Raw genomic sequence first — 16,153 nt, 5'->3', positions numbered from 1 at the left:
TGACATTGTAAAATATATCGACGAAAATTGAGTGGATAAAAATAAGTCTATACAACTGAATGAATGGCAACAAAGCGTTTCCAAGAATTACAGGTTTATCAATTATCAGAACAGTTGGCAGACGACATTTGGAAAATTGTTGAGAAATGGGATTTTTTTGCAAAAGATACGATTGGTAAACAGATTGTACGTTCGGCAGATAGTATTGGTGCCAATATAGCAGAAGGTGTAGGAAGAGGTAGTTTTCAAGATAATAGACGTTTTATCAAAATAGCGAGAGGCTCTTTGAATGAAACTCAACATTGGTTAAGACGGGCTTATACTCGTAACCTTTTAACTACCGAACAGATAAATTCAATCAAAACAATCATTAACGAACTAGCACCTAAATTAAACTCCTATTTAAACTCAATTGGCAATGTCCCAGATGATAAATAAAAAATGACCAAGGACAAATGACAAATGACAAATGCCTATTGCCTTTGAAAGCGCAGTGCATCAATTGATTGAGCGGTGAGAAAGATGCCCAAAAAAATGTAACTAGCAAATAAAATTAAGGCGCTGGTATCAAAAATCCCTTGAGTTAAGGTGTTGTAATGTTTCAACAATGATAAATAACCTAAAGCTTCACCCACTGGGCCAGGGACAATTTTGGCGATTAAATCAATCAATAACAATAATAAAATTACTGCAAATGTCAGAACAGCAGACAAAATTGTGCTGTCTGTTAAGGAAGAAATAAACATTCCTACAGATAATATTGCTGCTGCTAGTAAGATTAATCCCAAATGACCCAACAAGGGAATTGAAAGCGCCATTGGTGGATTTGATCCACTAATGGCGATCGCTTCAAACACTAGCATGGGTACAACCATTGTGGTAAAAAATGTTAGCACGCCTAATAACTTACCTACTGCTACCGCCCAATTGGTGATTGGTGACGTGGCTAATAGTTCTAAAGTGCCGCGCTTGCGTTCTTCGGCATAAAGTCCCATCGAGAGTATTGGCAAGATAAACAACAATAGCCATCCCATACGATCCAAAAATGCTCGGACAAATTCGTAGGGGACATCTATCGGTGGTGTTGGTACTCCTAGTTGTTGACCTTGTGCATCTATTGCCGCGACTCCTAACAAAATGCCATCTGGCCCTAGCAAAATCATCACGAAAAATAACCCGGCGATGAACCAAAATATGCCTGCGATCGCATAAGCCAAAGGTGATACAAAATAACTCTGTAACTCTCGGCGATAAATGGCAATAATATTACTCAGCACTACACCCATTTACGCGGCCTCTCCTTCGTTGTCTGCTGCTAAGTCTACCTCAGTCTCGAAATTCTTTTCTTCTGTGGTCAGTTGCAAAAACACATCTTCTAAGGTAGCGTTAACTCGCCGCAGTTCATGTAAACCGAATCCTGCACGCACCAAGGTTGCAACAATATCCTTTCCTGGTTCTTTTCCCGGTTGCGATATTACCCGCAGATAAGCGCGATTTGTCTGCGGCTGATGACCTCCGGCGGTCGGAATTGATTCGATCAGACTCACACCTGCAACATTTTGCAATACCTGTTTCGCTAGGGCAGCTTCTCCTTCTATTTCCAACTCATACCCGGAACCACCTGTCAACTGAGTCATCAAGTTTTCTGGTGTATTAGTTGCCACGACTTTGCCGCGATTAATAATAGCGACACGGCTACAAGTCATGCTCACTTCTGGCAGAATGTGCGTGGAAAGAATAATTGTATGAGTCCCAGCGAGGCTTTTAATTAAATTCCGCACCTCAATTATTTGTCGAGGATCGAGTCCAACGGTGGGTTCATCTAAAATGATCGCTGGTGGATCGTGGACGATCGCTTGAGCAATTCCTACACGTTGGCGATATCCTTTAGAGAGTTTGCGAATAATTACCCGCCGCTTATCTTCTAAGTTGCAGCGTTTGATGGCGGCTGTTACCTTCTTGGCGCGATCGCCTGCTGGTACTCCCTTAATTTGGGCAACAAAATGCAAAAATCCCTCCACAGTCATATCTGGATATAACGGCGGGGTTTCGGGTAAATAACCAATTCGTTGGCGCACAGCCAGGGAATTTTCATGGACATCATAACCAGCAATCCGCGCATTACCATTTGTTGCCGGTAAATAACCCGCCAGAATCCGCATGGTTGTAGTTTTACCAGCACCATTGGGGCCCAGAAGCCCTAAAATCTCCCCAGGTTCGACGCTAAAAGTGACATCAGTAATCGCTGGGGTGGAACCGTATATTTTACTCAGATGTTCAACTTCGATCATAAAATCTCATACACAATATCAATTCTTTCAGCCTTTACTCCCTTAGAAATGCCCAAATACCCTGGTTTCTGTATTTGAACACAAATTATTAGCATAATTGCGTACTCAGCAATTATGTTCAACTCTGGGAGCGAGAATCTACCTCTATTATGTCTAAAGTAAACAACTCGCACCTGGCTAAAGGCTGAAGTGGAAGCTTTCAGAAGTCCGTCTTTCTTAGATAATCATTTTCATAAAAATTATTGTTAAAAATAATTCTGAAGACACATACTTTATACCCAGGGTTAAGCTAAATTTAATCTATTGTTAACCTATTAACTTGATTTGGCTATTGGGTAATCAGTTAAATGACTAAAGATATTAGTAATCGTGAAAAATTAAATATTGATTGTCGCTAAAGTATCTCCTAATTTAATCTCTACAGAACAAAGCAACTAAGATGGCACAGTCAACGAAGTTACAGCCTCCAGGTGGGTTGCAAATAGTTCATGTCACTACCGGACGCGTGCGACTCCGCAGCACTAACAGTAGTTTGAACTCGATATTAGACAGCATAGCCCAAGATTTAAGCTCCTTAGAGGGAGTGAAGGAAGTTGCTGTGAATGGGCAAACGGGCAGTTTGGTAATTAATTTTGATGAAGAGAAGCTGTCATTACCGGAAATTTTGGCGTTAAGATCCGATATTGAGATTCAACAGCCGCAGGCTTCATCTGATTCACCAAGCAAGACCGATCCCTTTGCAGCTTGGAAATCACCTTTATTTTGGAAAGAGCAGGGTGTTTCCTTAATTCCGATGATAACAGGCTTGGCGGTAACAGGAGGGTTAGGAATTCATGGCTGGGTATCGATTCCAGTTTATATGATTGCGGCGGATGCAACCCGTGGTGTAATTGGTTATCTTGGCTCTCAAGTTCCGATATCAGAAAAAAACGAGGGTAATAATACCAGTTCTGCGATATCGGAATTATCAAAAGAGGAACGTCAATCTACTATCCAACCAGAAAAATTAACAAATAATCTTGAGAAAGCTAGCGAGGTAGCAGCACCTGCAAAGATTGACTATAGCGTAATCCATGCAATTAGCGGACGTATTCGCTTCCATGTGCCAAAAATCGCTCAAGAGCGAGCTTATGGGCGGCGACTTGAGAGAATAGTGAAAACCGATGCTGAAGTTATAAGTGTGCGAATAAATTTTGATGCAGCATCGATCGCGATCGCTTATCAGTCTCGTGAGATTCCATTATCTTATTGGGTGAGTTTGATGGAATTAGCGTTGGAGACAAACCCACCAACGCAGCCAATTACAACGGCTAACCAACCCCTCCAAGAAGTTAGTCAGACGAATCAAATTACAGACGTAACAACGTCACATCAAACAAGTTTAAATATTAGTCAGACTCCTGAAGTTATCAACTCAACAACAGCAAGCGAAATAAATTCAGAGTTATCCAGCCTGTGGACTAACTTAAAACCGCCTGCGATGTTTTTCTCGTTAGGCATTATGGCGAACTTACCCTTGGGAACCTAATATACAGTTTCAAATTGCGGAATACTGGAGGGGAATTATGGCTGTTTTAAATTTAGAATCGGTAGCAGATTTAGACAAAAAACCAGAGCGAACAGTCACAGACAAGATTAATTACCCAGCAACGCCGCCTTCAAGGGTAGTACATAGCATTATTTGTGCATTTCCTGGACAAGTGGCGTTTTGCATCCCTCAGATTAGCGAAGATCCAAAATATGTGGAGCGTCTTGTTGCCTTGCTTGCTAATGAGCCTTTGGTCATAGATCGGCAAGTCAGTAATACTATGGTAGGGTCAATTGCCATTACCTATAAATCTCATACAATGTCAGATGTTGATATGCGATCGCATTTGGCTAATTTGATTGAGTTGGCTGGTAATCCAGAAGTGGTACTAGCAACTGCAAACCAATTGAAACCATACTCAGCGTTAGTGGCAACAGAAGACAGGCAGGATAGAAAGCCAACAATGCAACCACAGAAGCAGAAATCAGTAACATTCTCTTTATCTTCTGCGGATGCGTCAGTCTCTAAGACTCAAAGCAATTCGGTATCCTCGGCTCATTCTGCAATTAAACAACCAAAAAAACCTGCAAAAGTAGCTTATAGCATTGCTCATGCAATTCCCGGAAGAGTGCGGTTTCGTGTACCTCGAATTGCCTCCGATCCAAAGTATGTCCAACGGTTAGAGACATTACTCAAATCAGATTCTACAGTTACCAGTGAGCGAGTTAATAGCGCTGCGAGATCAGTTGTCATTACCTATAAAACTGGAATGATGCGGGATTCTCAGAAGCGAGTGCAAAGCTTTTTATCAGCAGCAATATCTCATCTAGCAAGTTTAATTGAATCTGCCAATGATCCCGCCACAGCGATAAGTTAGCTCACTAATCCAGCAAATTACAAATAACCAAAATGTTGATATGGCGGTTCCCAATTGCATGGAATACAGACCTAACCCCCAGCCCCTTCCCTTCAAGGGAAGGGGAGTAAGACTCAAAGCCTCTCTCCTCGTAGGAGAGAGGTTTGGAGAGAGGTTTCATTGAAGTATAAAAATTTTGGATTAAAGAAAAGTAATGGCAAAAGTAGCACTGCAACTCCCATCACCTCCAAAATCTCAATTCACTGTGTTGGAAGGGAATGGAAAAGCTTCTTTAACTGACACTAATGGACATTCTCGAAGAGAGTTCCCTAACGTTACCTACAGCATTGTCCATACAACTCCGGGAAGGCTGCGATTTCGCCTACCTCGTTTACGCTGTGATGCAGATTATGCCAAGCGTCTCGAAATATTGCTAACAGCAGATGCGCTGGTGAAGAATGTTCGTGTCAAGCCTGCGGCAATGTCAGTTGCAGTTACTTATAAATCTGATAAAGTTTCTGATGCGAAGATGCGATCGCACCTTCACGATTTGATTCAGGCTGCAAGTGAAGTAGTTGTTCTCAAAAACTCTACATCATCTGAAACCGAAAAAGAGGCATCTTGGCCAGGTTTACAACTCTCCGCCGTTGCGACTACTTTAGCAGTCTTGGGGGGACCGTTAGGATTACCGATCCCACCTTTGATAGTGGTGCTTCCAATCGCTTTGGCTACTTTACCTGTTGTCCAACGAGCCTGGGAGGGTATTAGGGGAGAGCGAAAATTGAATATTGACTTTTTGGATTTAATGGCGATCGCTATTACTACCTTCCAAGGGCAATTTCTCACACCATCGCTGATGCTCGGTTTAATTGAAGTAGGCGAAAATATCCGCGATCGCACGGCTCGTTCTTCTGCTCAACAAACTCTAGATTTACTTAGTTCTTTGGGGCAATTTGTTTGGGTGGAACGCAATGGCGCAAAGCAGCAAATTCCCATTCAAGATGTACAGCGTGGCGATACAGTAATTGTTTACCCTGGCGAACAAGTGCCAGTTGATGGTAGCATTTTGCGAGGTAAAGCCCTGCTAGATGAGCAAAAATTAACTGGCGAGTCGATGCCAGTACTGAAGAAAAAAGGACAACCAGTTTTCGCCTCAACGCTGGTACGAGAAGGACGAATTTATATTGTTGCCGAATGGATCGGCAATGATACCCGCGCCGGACAGAGCATTAAGTTAATGCAAGAAGCGCCTGTCCATGATACGCGGATGGAGAATTATGCCACGAAATTTGCTCAAAAAGCTGTTGTGCCAACTTTGTTACTTGCTGGGGCAGTATTTGCCGCAACCCGTAACCCTTCACGGACAGCCAGCGTTTTAACTCTAGACTTTGCTACAGGGATTCGAGTATCAGTCCCGACAACCGTTTTAGCAGCATTAACTTATGCTGCCCGACGGGGGATTCTCATCCGTAGTGGACGAGCGTTAGAACAACTAGCAGAAGTTGATACTATAGTTTTTGATAAAACGGGGACACTGACTAAGGGAGAAGTCGATGTTGTCAGTGTGGAAAGTCTCAATCCAGCAACCTCAAGATTACGGGTGTTGGAATTGGCAGCTGCCGCCGAACAGCGTTTAACTCATCCAGTAGCCGAGGCAATTGTTCGCTATGCCGAAGCAGAGCAAGTGGAAATTTTGCCGCGTAGTAAGTGGGACTATCAATTAGGTTTAGGCGTACAAGCTCAGATTGATGGAGAGACAGTTTATGTTGGGAGCGATCGCTTTTTGCGCTCCAGTGGCATTGATACCGCAGCGTTAAATGGTCAACAAAAATCTGCAAATTCAGCAATTTATGTAGCCAGCAACGGGCAACTTCAAGGTATTATTAAATATAGTGATGTTCTCCGTCCCGAAAGCCGGGAAGTCATCACAGCACTTTCGACGGTCGAAGGTGTAGAGATTCACATATTAACCGGCGATAATAAGCGAACTGCTACTGCTGTTGCTGCTCAACTTGGTATTTTGCCAACGCATACTCACGCCGAAGCTTTTCCAGAACAAAAGGCAACAGTTGTCCGCCAACTACACGAACAAGGAAAGACAGTTGCATTTGTAGGCGATGGGATCAACGATTCGCCAGCTTTAGCCTACGCCGATGTTTCCGTCTCCTTTGCCAACAGTTCTGAGATTGCCCGCGAGACAGCAGACTTAGTGTTAATGCAGAATGACTTGTATGGTTTATTAGAAGCAATCGCGATCGCTCGTCAAGCCAAGCAATTGATTCGGCAAAACACAGGACTAGTTGCTGTTCCTAATTTAGCAGCATTAGCGATCGCCGTTTTCTTTGGTCTTAACCCCTTAGCTGCAACAGTAGTCAACAATGGCTCAACCGTAGTTGCCGGAGTCAACGGTTTGCGTCCAATTCTTAAAAGTCGTCAAAATAAAACTCTACCATCGGCAAGATGATGCAACTATGCCGACAAGAGTATCTTAAAAAGCTTTCCCAGATTTCTCAATTAATAGGAGGAAATTGAATATGGCTAAAATTAGTGATTTTGTTGAAGATGCAGGCGCTCCCGGTATTATAGTCGGAATTGGTGCAGTCCTCTTAGCACCTGTTCTGCTGCCCATTGTCGCTGGAGTTGGTAAACCTTTCGTCAAGTCAGTCATCAAAGGCGGAATTGGTCTTTATGAAAGAAGCAAAGGAACCATTGCAGAAATGGGAGAAATCTGGGAAGACATGGTAGCCGAAGCCAGAGCTGAACTCGCTGATGAAAAAGAAACACCCGTATTTGAAGCTAGTGCCACCAATCCGGATAATGTCGCCGATAATGGTGCGTAATTTCATCTGCCCATTAGCAAGTTAAAATCTTTGCCATAGGCAACTTCCAATTACCAAAATATCAAATTAGTAAGGTGCGTTACGGTATTCCACCTAACGCACCTACGAAAATAGCAAAAAAATTGTAGGTTGGGGAGCCACTGCGTTGCGCGGGTTTCCCGCGTTGTAGCAAGTGGCGTTGGAGGCTTTGCCAAAGCCAACATTCTGATATATGTTGGGTTGCGCTCCGCTTCACCCAACCTACGTCTCTCTCGCTCCTCTTATTCCTCTGTGTTCTCTGCGTCCTCTGCGGTTCGTTTTTCCTTAATTTTTGACAATAACAAACCCACAACAAAGAATCCACCTTCATACAAGTCAAAAAGGCAATTGTATGTTGACAAATGGTTATAGCACTTACAATAAAATGCCGGAAATTATAAACAAAACCAGCTTCAAAACATCACCAAAACCGATATCTACAAAAGTTGTAAGTTCGACTCCCGGAAGATTGCGGTTGAGAGTGGCTCATTCCCATCGTCAACCAGAAAAAATGCAAAGCATCGCTAATGCTTTATTAGCAAATCCTCACATTAATCAAGTGAAGATAAATGTCCATCATGGCAGTATTGTTATCAATGACGATGGTAAAGATGGCAGTCTAGAAAATGTGCTAGCAACACTTAAAGATTTAGGAATAATTTTTGCTGATGTTACCGAGGGTAACACCGAGGCAGCAGCAGAAGTTTCATCTGCGCTTGTTGACTTAAACCAGCGTGTCAAACAGTTAACAGATGGTGCTTTTGATCTGCGAATTCTTTTCCCTTTGGGATTAGCTAGTCTTTCACTGCGACAATTACTAAATAAAGGATTGCAGTTAGAAGTTATTCCTTGGTATGTTTTAGCATGGTATGCTTTTGATAGCTTTATTAAGTTGCATGGAACTAGCGAAGAAAAATCAGCAAACGAGTAACCAAAAAGCTTAATTTATCTGCCAAATTTTGATGGTTTTATCAGAACTAGCACTAGCCAAAAATTGACCATCATGGCTAATAGCAATAGAGTTTACTGCCCCTGAGTGTTCTGTGATAGTTTGCAGTAACTCTCCCGTCTGCAAATGCCAAATTTTGATGGTTTTGTCTACGCTACCGCTAAAGAGAATTTCTCCATCAGGACTAACGGCTAAGGATCTCACCTCTTCTAAATGTCCAGTCAAGGTATGTAACACTTTGCCTGTAGTTAAATGCCAACTTTTGATAGTTTTGTCTGCACTAGCGCTAAAGAGAATTTCTCCATCAGGACTGATGATTACTGATTTCACCTCACCAGAATGTCCGTTGAGGGTGCGTAATGGATCTCCCGTGTGTGGGTTCCACAGCCTAATTTTGTTGTCAGAACTACCACTAGCAAGGATTGTACCATCGGGGCTGATAGCAGCAGCATTAACTGTGAATGAATGCCAAAGGGTAGAAATGCGATCGCCTTTATGCAAATTCCAAATTTTGATTTTATTACTACCACTGGCAAGAATTTGCCCGTCAGGACTGATTGCGATGCAGTTAACCGGTTTTTGATGTCCTAACAGAGTGTGTAGGAGTTTGTCAGAATTGAGATTCCATACTTTGACATTACTTTTGGGGTGTTGACAAATACCAACAGCAAAATAATGTCCATCAGGACTAATCGCAACAGAGGAAATTTTGCCTAAATCTTCTGTGAGAGTGCGGATAAGTTTACCAGTCTTAAGATTCCATACTTTGATGGTTTTATCTGCACAGCCGCTAACTAAAGTCTGAGAATCAGGACTAATGGCGACAGATGTCACTTTTTCTGAATGTCCAGTTAGGGTATGTCTGAGAAGGATATGTTGTACTGTTACTTGGTGTTTGAGGTTGGCGATGCGATTTAAAATTTCATCAACATCAGCAATACTCTGAGTATCACCCACCGCGACAAAATATTCTCTTAACTTTTTTACATATTCCTCATCTTTAACGCTGACGGCTGATTGCATTACCTGAAGCGGGTTAGGAGAATCGTTTGGTGATATTTGGCGTAGTTGTAACCATGTACTCACAGAATAATTTAGCTGTTCGTTTGCCCAAGCGCGTAGTTTACCGCCGTAGGCATCGCTTAAATGGCATAAACTCTGGGCTAATTGTAAAGCCAATTCTGGAATCCAGTAACAGCGCTCATTTTCCAGAGCTTGGTAAACTTGTTTGTAACCAGAGGCGATAACCCCTAGTGATTGTAAATCAAAAGCATCTGACAGCAAACTCGGCAGCAACTCTGGTAGTAGCGGAGGTACACCACGATCAACCAGGTGGTAAATATCTGCTACCCAACCTGCAACCAAACAGTGATAGGTAATCAAAACCTGGCAAAGTTTTTCATAATCCTGACGATTGACTTGATATTGTAAAGATAACTTACTAATATCAATTCCTTTTTTATGCCATTTTTCTACCTTTTCTAAAATCTCTAAATTTATCACATTATCTTTTCCAAGCTGATTAACTTCCTCTAATTTTTCTCCTAATGCCACAAGTTCATCTCTAATTTTCTTCCATTCTAATGCCCGCCTTTTAGCAGACTCTTCCAGAATTTCTCGATAAGGTAAACGTGCAATTGTTTTATAATAATAATTGCCTTGTCCCAAACCCCAGTAGGCAATCCTAAAATTTAAATAATCTCCATCATTTTCTGACTCTAAAATCAAACTTGGCTCTGTTTTCAACATTCCAAACAGAGCTTTAATACTTGATTCACTGTGAAAACGTTTACTATCCCACGCTCCTGCCAATAACTCTGTTGGTCTAACTTGACTGTGTAAAGAGTAATGTTTGTTGAGAAAATCTCTTAATCCTTCAGCTAACATTAACTCAAATTGAAAAATATTTTCATCTCTACGATCGCCAAATTGATCAAAATCTACTTGAGGAGGAGCGATAAAAATTTTAAGTGGAGTGTGTCCAGAATTGGTGTGGTCTAAAATTTGTGAAGGGTATAATCTTAAGGGCCAGCTATCAAAAATTTTATTGACTTCTGGTAACTTAAGCGCTGTTTCTCGCTCTTGTGCGGCTATTGTTAATCGCGTTTGGTGATTATCGGCTACTAATTGCTGTTGGAAAATTCTTGCTTGTTCAAAATCTTCAACATAACCGCTTTTTTTATTTGCAGGATTTAGAACTTTGAGTATTTCAGGAATTGCCTCAATCGGTTCATATTTACTCAGTCCTAACCTGGATTTATTTCTATTTTGGACTAGCTCTGCAACAACAGGTGCAAACTCTAGTACCAGTTGAATTAGTAACATTAACCCTTGCTGCATAAACACATACCTAGAAACTAATTGAAGAAGAATTCAGAAGTCATAATCAAGACGCTCTCTACAAGACGCTGTGCTATCCGCTTTTTCGGTCAAAATTTAGAATGAATTTTGATTCCTGACTCTTGAATTCTGTTTTGATAAAATAAATAAGCAAGGCTTACATGAAATCAGGGTAATACTTTCATCCAGCAAATTCATACATAGCCTTGATGTTACTACTTGAGAGTATAGTAACTCAAACGTAAGACATGAAACTCGTTATATGTCAATAAATCTATGTGGTTAAATCCCTGTAAATTAAAATAAACACAGTATTAAAAAAACTTAATCAACTTGATAGCAACGAGAACTAGATTCACTACTGAGATAGATTTCTTCATTCAGAAAAATAGGTATAACTAGAGTAAAGTTAATGCAGTTCAATAAAGCGCTCTCTTAAAACATTAATAGATAAGTTTATCAGCTTGGTTGCGTTTTTTATTTTTTGAAATTAAAAAATAGTACGATGACTTCTATAAAACAGTCTAACTCTGGCAAACCTGCTAGTATTAACCTGCGTTTACCACCAAAAAAGGCAACTAAAAGCGTAGCTAAGAAAGCAGCGTCATCCCAAAAGATATTCTATAGCATTGTCCATACAATTCCTGGACGGATTCGTTTTCGTATTCCTCTGTTAGGCAGAGATACTGAGTATGCTAATCAACTTCAATTATCGATGGAATCCGATCCTAGAGTTACAAATGTCCGTGCTAACCCAAAAGCTGCATCCATTGTCATCAATTATAAAGTAGGTGTAATTTCAGATAATCAAATGTGCGAGCATCTGGTTAATCTGATTCAAACTGCTCAAGATGTGGTTCTGCCAAAAGAGGTAATGGCCAAATCAATCGTAGGGGCTATCTTTGATGCTCTAATCAACTTAATTGATAATACGCGCAAGATTAACCAAGCACGTAATGTTCTTGTATATCGAAGGTTTAGAACAAACATTTGGGAACGGCTGCTTTCTACCTCAAGAAGCCTAATTAAGAGGTTAAAATCTGCCACCATGTTTATCTTGCCTAACAAGCGATGGCGATTACAAGGCAATGGTGAGGAGAATTACCAGCCTTTGAAACTGAAATCTGCCAGCGAACCCAATCTTCTATAGTTACTAATAGTAAGTAAGTGTAAATAATTGTCTTTGGTGTAAGGCAATAGGCAATAAGTATAAGGGTTTTAGCCTAGTTCATTTTTTTGCATAGTTTGGGTTTATTGTGCCAACTTATTTAGTAGTGATTAAAATAATTTCTGGTTAAGAGTAATTAGCTCTAAAAAACTGGGATTTACTATAACTCATGAAAATCTCTTTTATCTAGCCTTCAATCCAAGCATTTTATTATCAATAACAAATGGGTACTCCTCACTGTCAAAAACTTCCTAATCAAACCCATTGGGTTCAAGCAATACATACTGCTGTTAAGGGAAGAGCTAGATATAAAGTAAATGGGCTTTATCATTCGGAAGCTCTCAAAAGATATCTTGAATCGAGATTATTAGAGGATAAAATAATCTCGCAAGCTCGTGCTAATAGTTACACAGGGAATGTGCTTGTTATTTTTCATCCAGATGAAAGTTTAAATGCGAACGCCGTTCGCGAAGCGTGTCCGACAGGACAAGGCGGGTCTTCTCTTCGAGACGCTGCGCGAACGACCATCGCACTCTTTATCCAAGAAATTGTCGTAGATTATCAGAAAAAAGCCAGTAAATCACTTGGAAGTAGTAACTTGCATTCCTTTGGCACTAAAGAAAATATTGGGTTTATTGGGGGTAATAATCGAAACATATTTGATTCAGCTATGCTGTCTCAAATATCTATGCAGCGACAATTAAACCAAACAGCCAGTCAACTTATTCCGGTTGTTTGTGCCCTTGTATGTGGCACTGCACTGTTGTACGCATATAATCTTGACGAAGCCATTTTGATCTTGATCCAGAAGTTGCATACACCACTGCGCGATCGCATCATGCTTGGTATCACTTTTCTAGGCGATCCCCTAGTAATGCTGATATCTTCTTTGGGACTGTCGATTAGTCCGTTATATTCTAATCGTCGCAGGCAAGCAACTATCTTAGGTATCGCTGGAGTCGGTGCAATCTTGCTAAATTGTTTAATGAAAATATCATTTGGTAGAGCGCGTCCAGCACTGTGGAAGCATATTATTAATGTGGGTCAACACAGTTTTCCTAGCGGCCATGCAATGGTTTCAATAGTAATTTACGGTTTTACTGGCTATATTCTGGCAAAGCAGTTTCCTGAATGGCGCTTTTGGATTTATGGCTTGACTGTTTTCTTGGTTGCTGCGATCGGTTTTAGTCGGCTTTACCTGGGAGTACATTGGCTGACTGATGTGACAGCTGGCTATGCCGCAGGTTTGGTGTGGTTAATTGCCTGTATCCTGATTTTGGAATCGGAACAGCAAGGAATAATTGACGAGTTAGAAGGGCGGTTAGAAACCGCGTCTACACAAACAAAACCCACCTTCGTGGGTTAAAAATATTAATTTTCTCTTAGTCCGCGCAGGCGGACTTTGTTTGTGTAGCCGCGAATTCCATTCGCCCAGGCTTAAGTTGACACCAATGACAGCTGTGCTACCTTACCAATGCACAAATTATTTTAGATAATTTATTTTTTGGAAATCCCTTACTGGTAACTGTTAATAATAGCTGCCAGATTTCCGATGCTCCAAAGCAGTGATACCATCATTTTCCAACACTTCACCGTGATTAATAACGGCATAAATTAACCATCTATCGCCACATTCAAGCTGATTTTGCACCGTACATTCTAAATAGGCTAATGCCTCATTCAAAATCAAACAACCATTATCAGCAGTTTTTGTGGAAAGATTTGCAAAAGGATTATCGCCTAAAGTGCTATGACGAGAAAAATAACGTCGCACATTTCTTCCTTCTTTTAGGATATTCAGCACAAATTTATCACCAGGATGATGCATTAAATCTGCATTCTGCTCGTTAGCGATCGCAATCATAATTCCTGGCGGGTTAAAAGTTGCCTGTGATACCCAAGAAGTTAAAACCCCTTTGTGAGTTTCTTCATCACGAGTTGTCACAACACACAGAGAACCAATGATTCGCCCCACCGCTTGTTCGGTACGATCTACATGGGTTTCTGTCACAATCTGGCGGGAACTACGAAGTTTTTTAGTTTTCTTCAAGTTTTGGGCAAAGGAAGCACCTGCTTCTTGACACTGCTGAAGAACTTCAGAAGTAGGGCTAAAACGCACCCGAATTGTTTCAAACCCTAGTTGATAATTTGCATCTTTGAGCTTACTTTCGATTAAATCTATTGCCTCTCCACTCCAACCGTAGGAACCAAACACCCCAGCTAACTTAGTTTTAGCCGCCACCGAGAGAACTATTCCTAAAGCTGTTTGAATTTGAGTCGGTGCATGGCCGCCTAAAGTGGGTGAGCCGATAATCAAGCCATCGCAAGTTTCTACAATGCGGTTAATCTCGGCAGAATCAGCTAGTTCACAGTTGATTGATTCTACATTAACTCCATTTTGAATCAAACCTTGAGCGATCGCATTCGCCATAATTGCTGTATTTCCATAAGCAGAAGCATAAAGCAAAGCAACACTCAATTCTTGAGATTTTTGTCCTTGACACCATTGACGGTAATCATAAGTAAAACGACTCAGGCTGTAACGCACAACTGGCCCGTGTGCTGGGGCATAACATCTGGCTCCCAAAAGCGATATTTTATCTAAGGCGACTTCGACTTGTTTTGCTTGGGGCGCATGGAGACATTCAAAATAGTAACGACGTTCCGCATCTAATCCCTTCCAATCTTCATCAAACAAAGTATCTTCGCAAATATGAGCGCCGAAAAGTTTGTCTGTGTAGAGTATTTTTGTAGCGGAATCGTAGGTACAAAGTCCATCCGCCCACCGAGGAGTTGGTACGGTGACAAATGATAGAAGATGTCCTTGTCCTAAATCTAGAGTATCTCCCGATCGCATCGCTTGAATAGGTGATTCAAATTCGGGAAAAGCAGTTTTTAGAGCATTGGCGGCGGGGCGAGAACAAATTAGAGTAGCTTGAGGAACCAGAGAGAGCAATACTTGTAAGGTTGCTCTGCGGTTTGGGTTGACATGACTGAGAACAATGTAATCTAGGGTAATGAAGTCTAGTTGTTGTGCAAGTTGCTCAAGGTAAATTTCGGTAAAAGATTCGCCGGGAGGGTCAATCAAAGCATTTTTATCAGCTTGAATCAGATAAGAATTTGCTGTAGTTCCCCGTTGCCGGGAATACTCCACCTCAAATTTTAATCTGTCCCAAGTCCGCGATCGCAGAATCAGAGTATTTTTACCAATTTCAGCAACTTGGACATCTCTGCTATGGTTGGACGTTAATGTTGCAACAGACATAATAACCTCTTTTAATAATGGGGAATTGGGAATTGGGAATGGGAAATTGGGCATTGGGAATGGGGCATTGGGCATTGGTTATTATCTTTGTCTCCCTCATCTTCCTAACTCCTAACTCCCCACTCCCTATTTTTAATGACCATTGTTTTGTATTAATTCAGACTTGGCTCTGCTTCTATAGCGTTTGGATACCTCTTGTTCGGGATCAATACCTTCAAAAGTAGGGGGTAGCCAAACTCGGAGAAATAGTAGTACTCCCAGCACTAATAAAAAGGCACAAGTTGCTAAAACTTGACTCCAACTTGTTTCTAGAACACCTTTAACAATGACTTCTCGCAAAGCGGAAACGATGGAAACTTCAACAGCTACCCCAATAGATACTCGATGTTCTTGCAAGTAAATAATCAACAATCTGAATAGCTCAACTAATATGAGCAAAAAGAGAATATCGGCAGTAACAGCATGAAAATCTAAAGGTGGAAGTAAGGAGAGAAACATATCTCTCACCTGAAGCACCATGAAGCTAAATAAACCGATACACAAACAAATCACAATCACATCTTGGATAAATTCCAAGGTTCGCACAACGCGCCCACGGTTGATTTCGTACATCGTAATCGGAGTATTTTCAGCAGATTTATACATAATTTTTTGGGAGTTGTAGAGACGCGATTCATCGCGTCTGTGGAGAGCAAGGGGGCAGGGGAGCCTAAGAGGTTGTTTTAAAAGTAGTTAGCTGTGATTTTAGGTACTTGTTGATCCCCCTAAATCCCCCTTAAAAAGGGGGACTTTAATTCCAGTTCCCCCCTTTTTAAGGGGGATTTAGGGGGATCTAAAACTTTTTGTTACCGAGAAGAGGACTTTTCAAACAACCTCTAAGACAAATGACCAATGACCA

The 16,153-nt window shown here is 41.2% G+C and carries 13 protein-coding genes; 8 read left to right on the top strand and 5 right to left on the bottom strand.

The genetic code is table 11. From position 1 onward, the window contains the following. Positions 1-63: 63 nt before the first annotated feature. Positions 64-438 carry a four helix bundle protein gene (locus FD724_RS04040; protein ID WP_114084866.1) on the top strand — a complete coding sequence of 125 codons (375 nt, stop codon included), beginning with the start codon at positions 64-66 and terminating at the stop codon, positions 436-438. 35 nt (positions 439-473) lie between these two features. On the opposite strand, the gene FD724_RS04035 is transcribed toward FD724_RS04040, so the two are convergent. Both FD724_RS04035 and FD724_RS04030 read right to left on the bottom strand, forming a co-directional pair. Next, the gene (locus FD724_RS04035) at positions 474-1,286 is read right to left on the bottom strand and encodes an ABC transporter permease (RefSeq protein ID WP_179071666.1); all 813 of its coding nucleotides are present in this window, start codon (positions 1,284-1,286) and stop codon (positions 474-476) included. After that, positions 1,287-2,291, bottom strand: coding sequence for an ABC transporter ATP-binding protein (locus tag FD724_RS04030; RefSeq protein WP_179071665.1), 1,005 nt, complete (start codon positions 2,289-2,291; stop codon positions 1,287-1,289). Positions 2,292-2,730: 439 nt separating this feature from the next. On the opposite strand from FD724_RS04030, the gene FD724_RS04025 reads away from it, so the two are divergent. From FD724_RS04025 to FD724_RS04005, 5 genes are all read left to right on the top strand, one after another. After that, positions 2,731-3,819, top strand: coding sequence for an HMA2 domain-containing protein (locus FD724_RS04025; protein WP_179071664.1), 1,089 nt, complete (start codon positions 2,731-2,733; stop codon positions 3,817-3,819). 37 nt (positions 3,820-3,856) lie between these two features. Continuing rightward, a complete protein-coding gene (locus FD724_RS04020) occupies positions 3,857-4,696 on the top strand; it encodes an HMA2 domain-containing protein (protein WP_256874444.1) in 840 nt (279 codons plus the stop codon). A 193-nt stretch (positions 4,697-4,889) separates the two neighbouring features. After that, on the top strand, positions 4,890-7,139 hold the full coding sequence (locus FD724_RS04015) for a heavy metal translocating P-type ATPase (protein WP_179071663.1): 2,250 nt from the start codon (positions 4,890-4,892) through the stop codon (positions 7,137-7,139). Positions 7,140-7,209: 70 nt separating this feature from the next. Next, positions 7,210-7,515 (top strand): DUF5132 domain-containing protein, encoded by a 306-nt coding sequence (locus tag FD724_RS04010; protein WP_179071662.1) that lies wholly within the window; start codon positions 7,210-7,212, stop codon positions 7,513-7,515. A 370-nt stretch (positions 7,516-7,885) separates the two neighbouring features. Next, a complete protein-coding gene (locus FD724_RS04005; protein ID WP_179071661.1) occupies positions 7,886-8,464 on the top strand; it encodes an HMA2 domain-containing protein in 579 nt (192 codons plus the stop codon). Between the two features lie 9 nt (positions 8,465-8,473). Here FD724_RS04005 and FD724_RS04000 read toward each other — a convergent pair whose 3' ends face one another. Beyond that, positions 8,474-10,822 (bottom strand): WD40 repeat domain-containing protein, encoded by a 2,349-nt coding sequence (locus tag FD724_RS04000; protein ID WP_179071660.1) that lies wholly within the window; start codon positions 10,820-10,822, stop codon positions 8,474-8,476. A gap of 505 nt (positions 10,823-11,327) precedes the next feature. Between FD724_RS04000 and FD724_RS03995 the strand changes: the two genes are divergently transcribed. Further along, entirely contained in the window at positions 11,328-11,972 is a 645-nt protein-coding gene (locus FD724_RS03995) for an HMA2 domain-containing protein (protein ID WP_179071659.1), read from the top strand. Between the two features lie 241 nt (positions 11,973-12,213). After that, entirely contained in the window at positions 12,214-13,356 is a 1,143-nt protein-coding gene (locus tag FD724_RS03990; protein WP_179071658.1) for a phosphatase PAP2 family protein, read from the top strand. Between the two features lie 162 nt (positions 13,357-13,518). On the opposite strand, the gene FD724_RS03985 is transcribed toward FD724_RS03990, so the two are convergent. Next, complete coding sequence (locus FD724_RS03985; RefSeq protein WP_179071657.1) at positions 13,519-15,255, bottom strand: diflavin flavoprotein; 1,737 nt, start codon at positions 15,253-15,255, stop codon at positions 13,519-13,521. Positions 15,256-15,387: 132 nt separating this feature from the next. Further along, positions 15,388-15,900, bottom strand: a complete 513-nt coding sequence (locus FD724_RS03980) for a phosphate-starvation-inducible PsiE family protein (RefSeq protein ID WP_114084855.1) — start codon at positions 15,898-15,900, stop codon at positions 15,388-15,390. Positions 15,901-16,153: the final 253 nt, after the last annotated feature.

Origin of the sequence: Nostoc sp. C057, assembly GCF_013393925.1 — a bacterium.
Classification (GTDB): Bacteria; Cyanobacteriota; Cyanobacteriia; order Cyanobacteriales; family Nostocaceae; genus Nostoc; species Nostoc muscorum_A.
This window is presented reverse-complemented; position numbering and strand designations above follow the sequence as displayed.

What these genes read in the sequence shown, in the direction of transcription:
- FD724_RS04040 (WP_114084866.1), top strand. Translation starts at nt 64, where the DNA reads ATGGCAACAAAGCGTTTCCAAGAATTACAGGTTTATCAATTATCAGAA.
- FD724_RS04035 (WP_179071666.1), bottom strand. Translation starts at nt 1,286, where the DNA reads ATGGGTGTAGTGCTGAGTAATATTATTGCCATTTATCGCCGAGAGTTA.
- FD724_RS04030 (WP_179071665.1), bottom strand. Translation starts at nt 2,291, where the DNA reads ATGATCGAAGTTGAACATCTGAGTAAAATATACGGTTCCACCCCAGCG.
- FD724_RS04025 (WP_179071664.1), top strand. Translation starts at nt 2,731, where the DNA reads ATGGCACAGTCAACGAAGTTACAGCCTCCAGGTGGGTTGCAAATAGTT.
- FD724_RS04020 (WP_256874444.1), top strand. Translation starts at nt 3,857, where the DNA reads ATGGCTGTTTTAAATTTAGAATCGGTAGCAGATTTAGACAAAAAACCA.
- FD724_RS04015 (WP_179071663.1), top strand. Translation starts at nt 4,890, where the DNA reads ATGGCAAAAGTAGCACTGCAACTCCCATCACCTCCAAAATCTCAATTC.
- FD724_RS04010 (WP_179071662.1), top strand. Translation starts at nt 7,210, where the DNA reads ATGGCTAAAATTAGTGATTTTGTTGAAGATGCAGGCGCTCCCGGTATT.
- FD724_RS04005 (WP_179071661.1), top strand. Translation starts at nt 7,886, where the DNA reads ATGTTGACAAATGGTTATAGCACTTACAATAAAATGCCGGAAATTATA.
- FD724_RS04000 (WP_179071660.1), bottom strand. Translation starts at nt 10,822, where the DNA reads ATGCAGCAAGGGTTAATGTTACTAATTCAACTGGTACTAGAGTTTGCA.
- FD724_RS03995 (WP_179071659.1), top strand. Translation starts at nt 11,328, where the DNA reads ATGACTTCTATAAAACAGTCTAACTCTGGCAAACCTGCTAGTATTAAC.
- FD724_RS03990 (WP_179071658.1), top strand. Translation starts at nt 12,214, where the DNA reads ATGGGTACTCCTCACTGTCAAAAACTTCCTAATCAAACCCATTGGGTT.
- FD724_RS03985 (WP_179071657.1), bottom strand. Translation starts at nt 15,255, where the DNA reads ATGTCTGTTGCAACATTAACGTCCAACCATAGCAGAGATGTCCAAGTT.
- FD724_RS03980 (WP_114084855.1), bottom strand. Translation starts at nt 15,900, where the DNA reads ATGTATAAATCTGCTGAAAATACTCCGATTACGATGTACGAAATCAAC.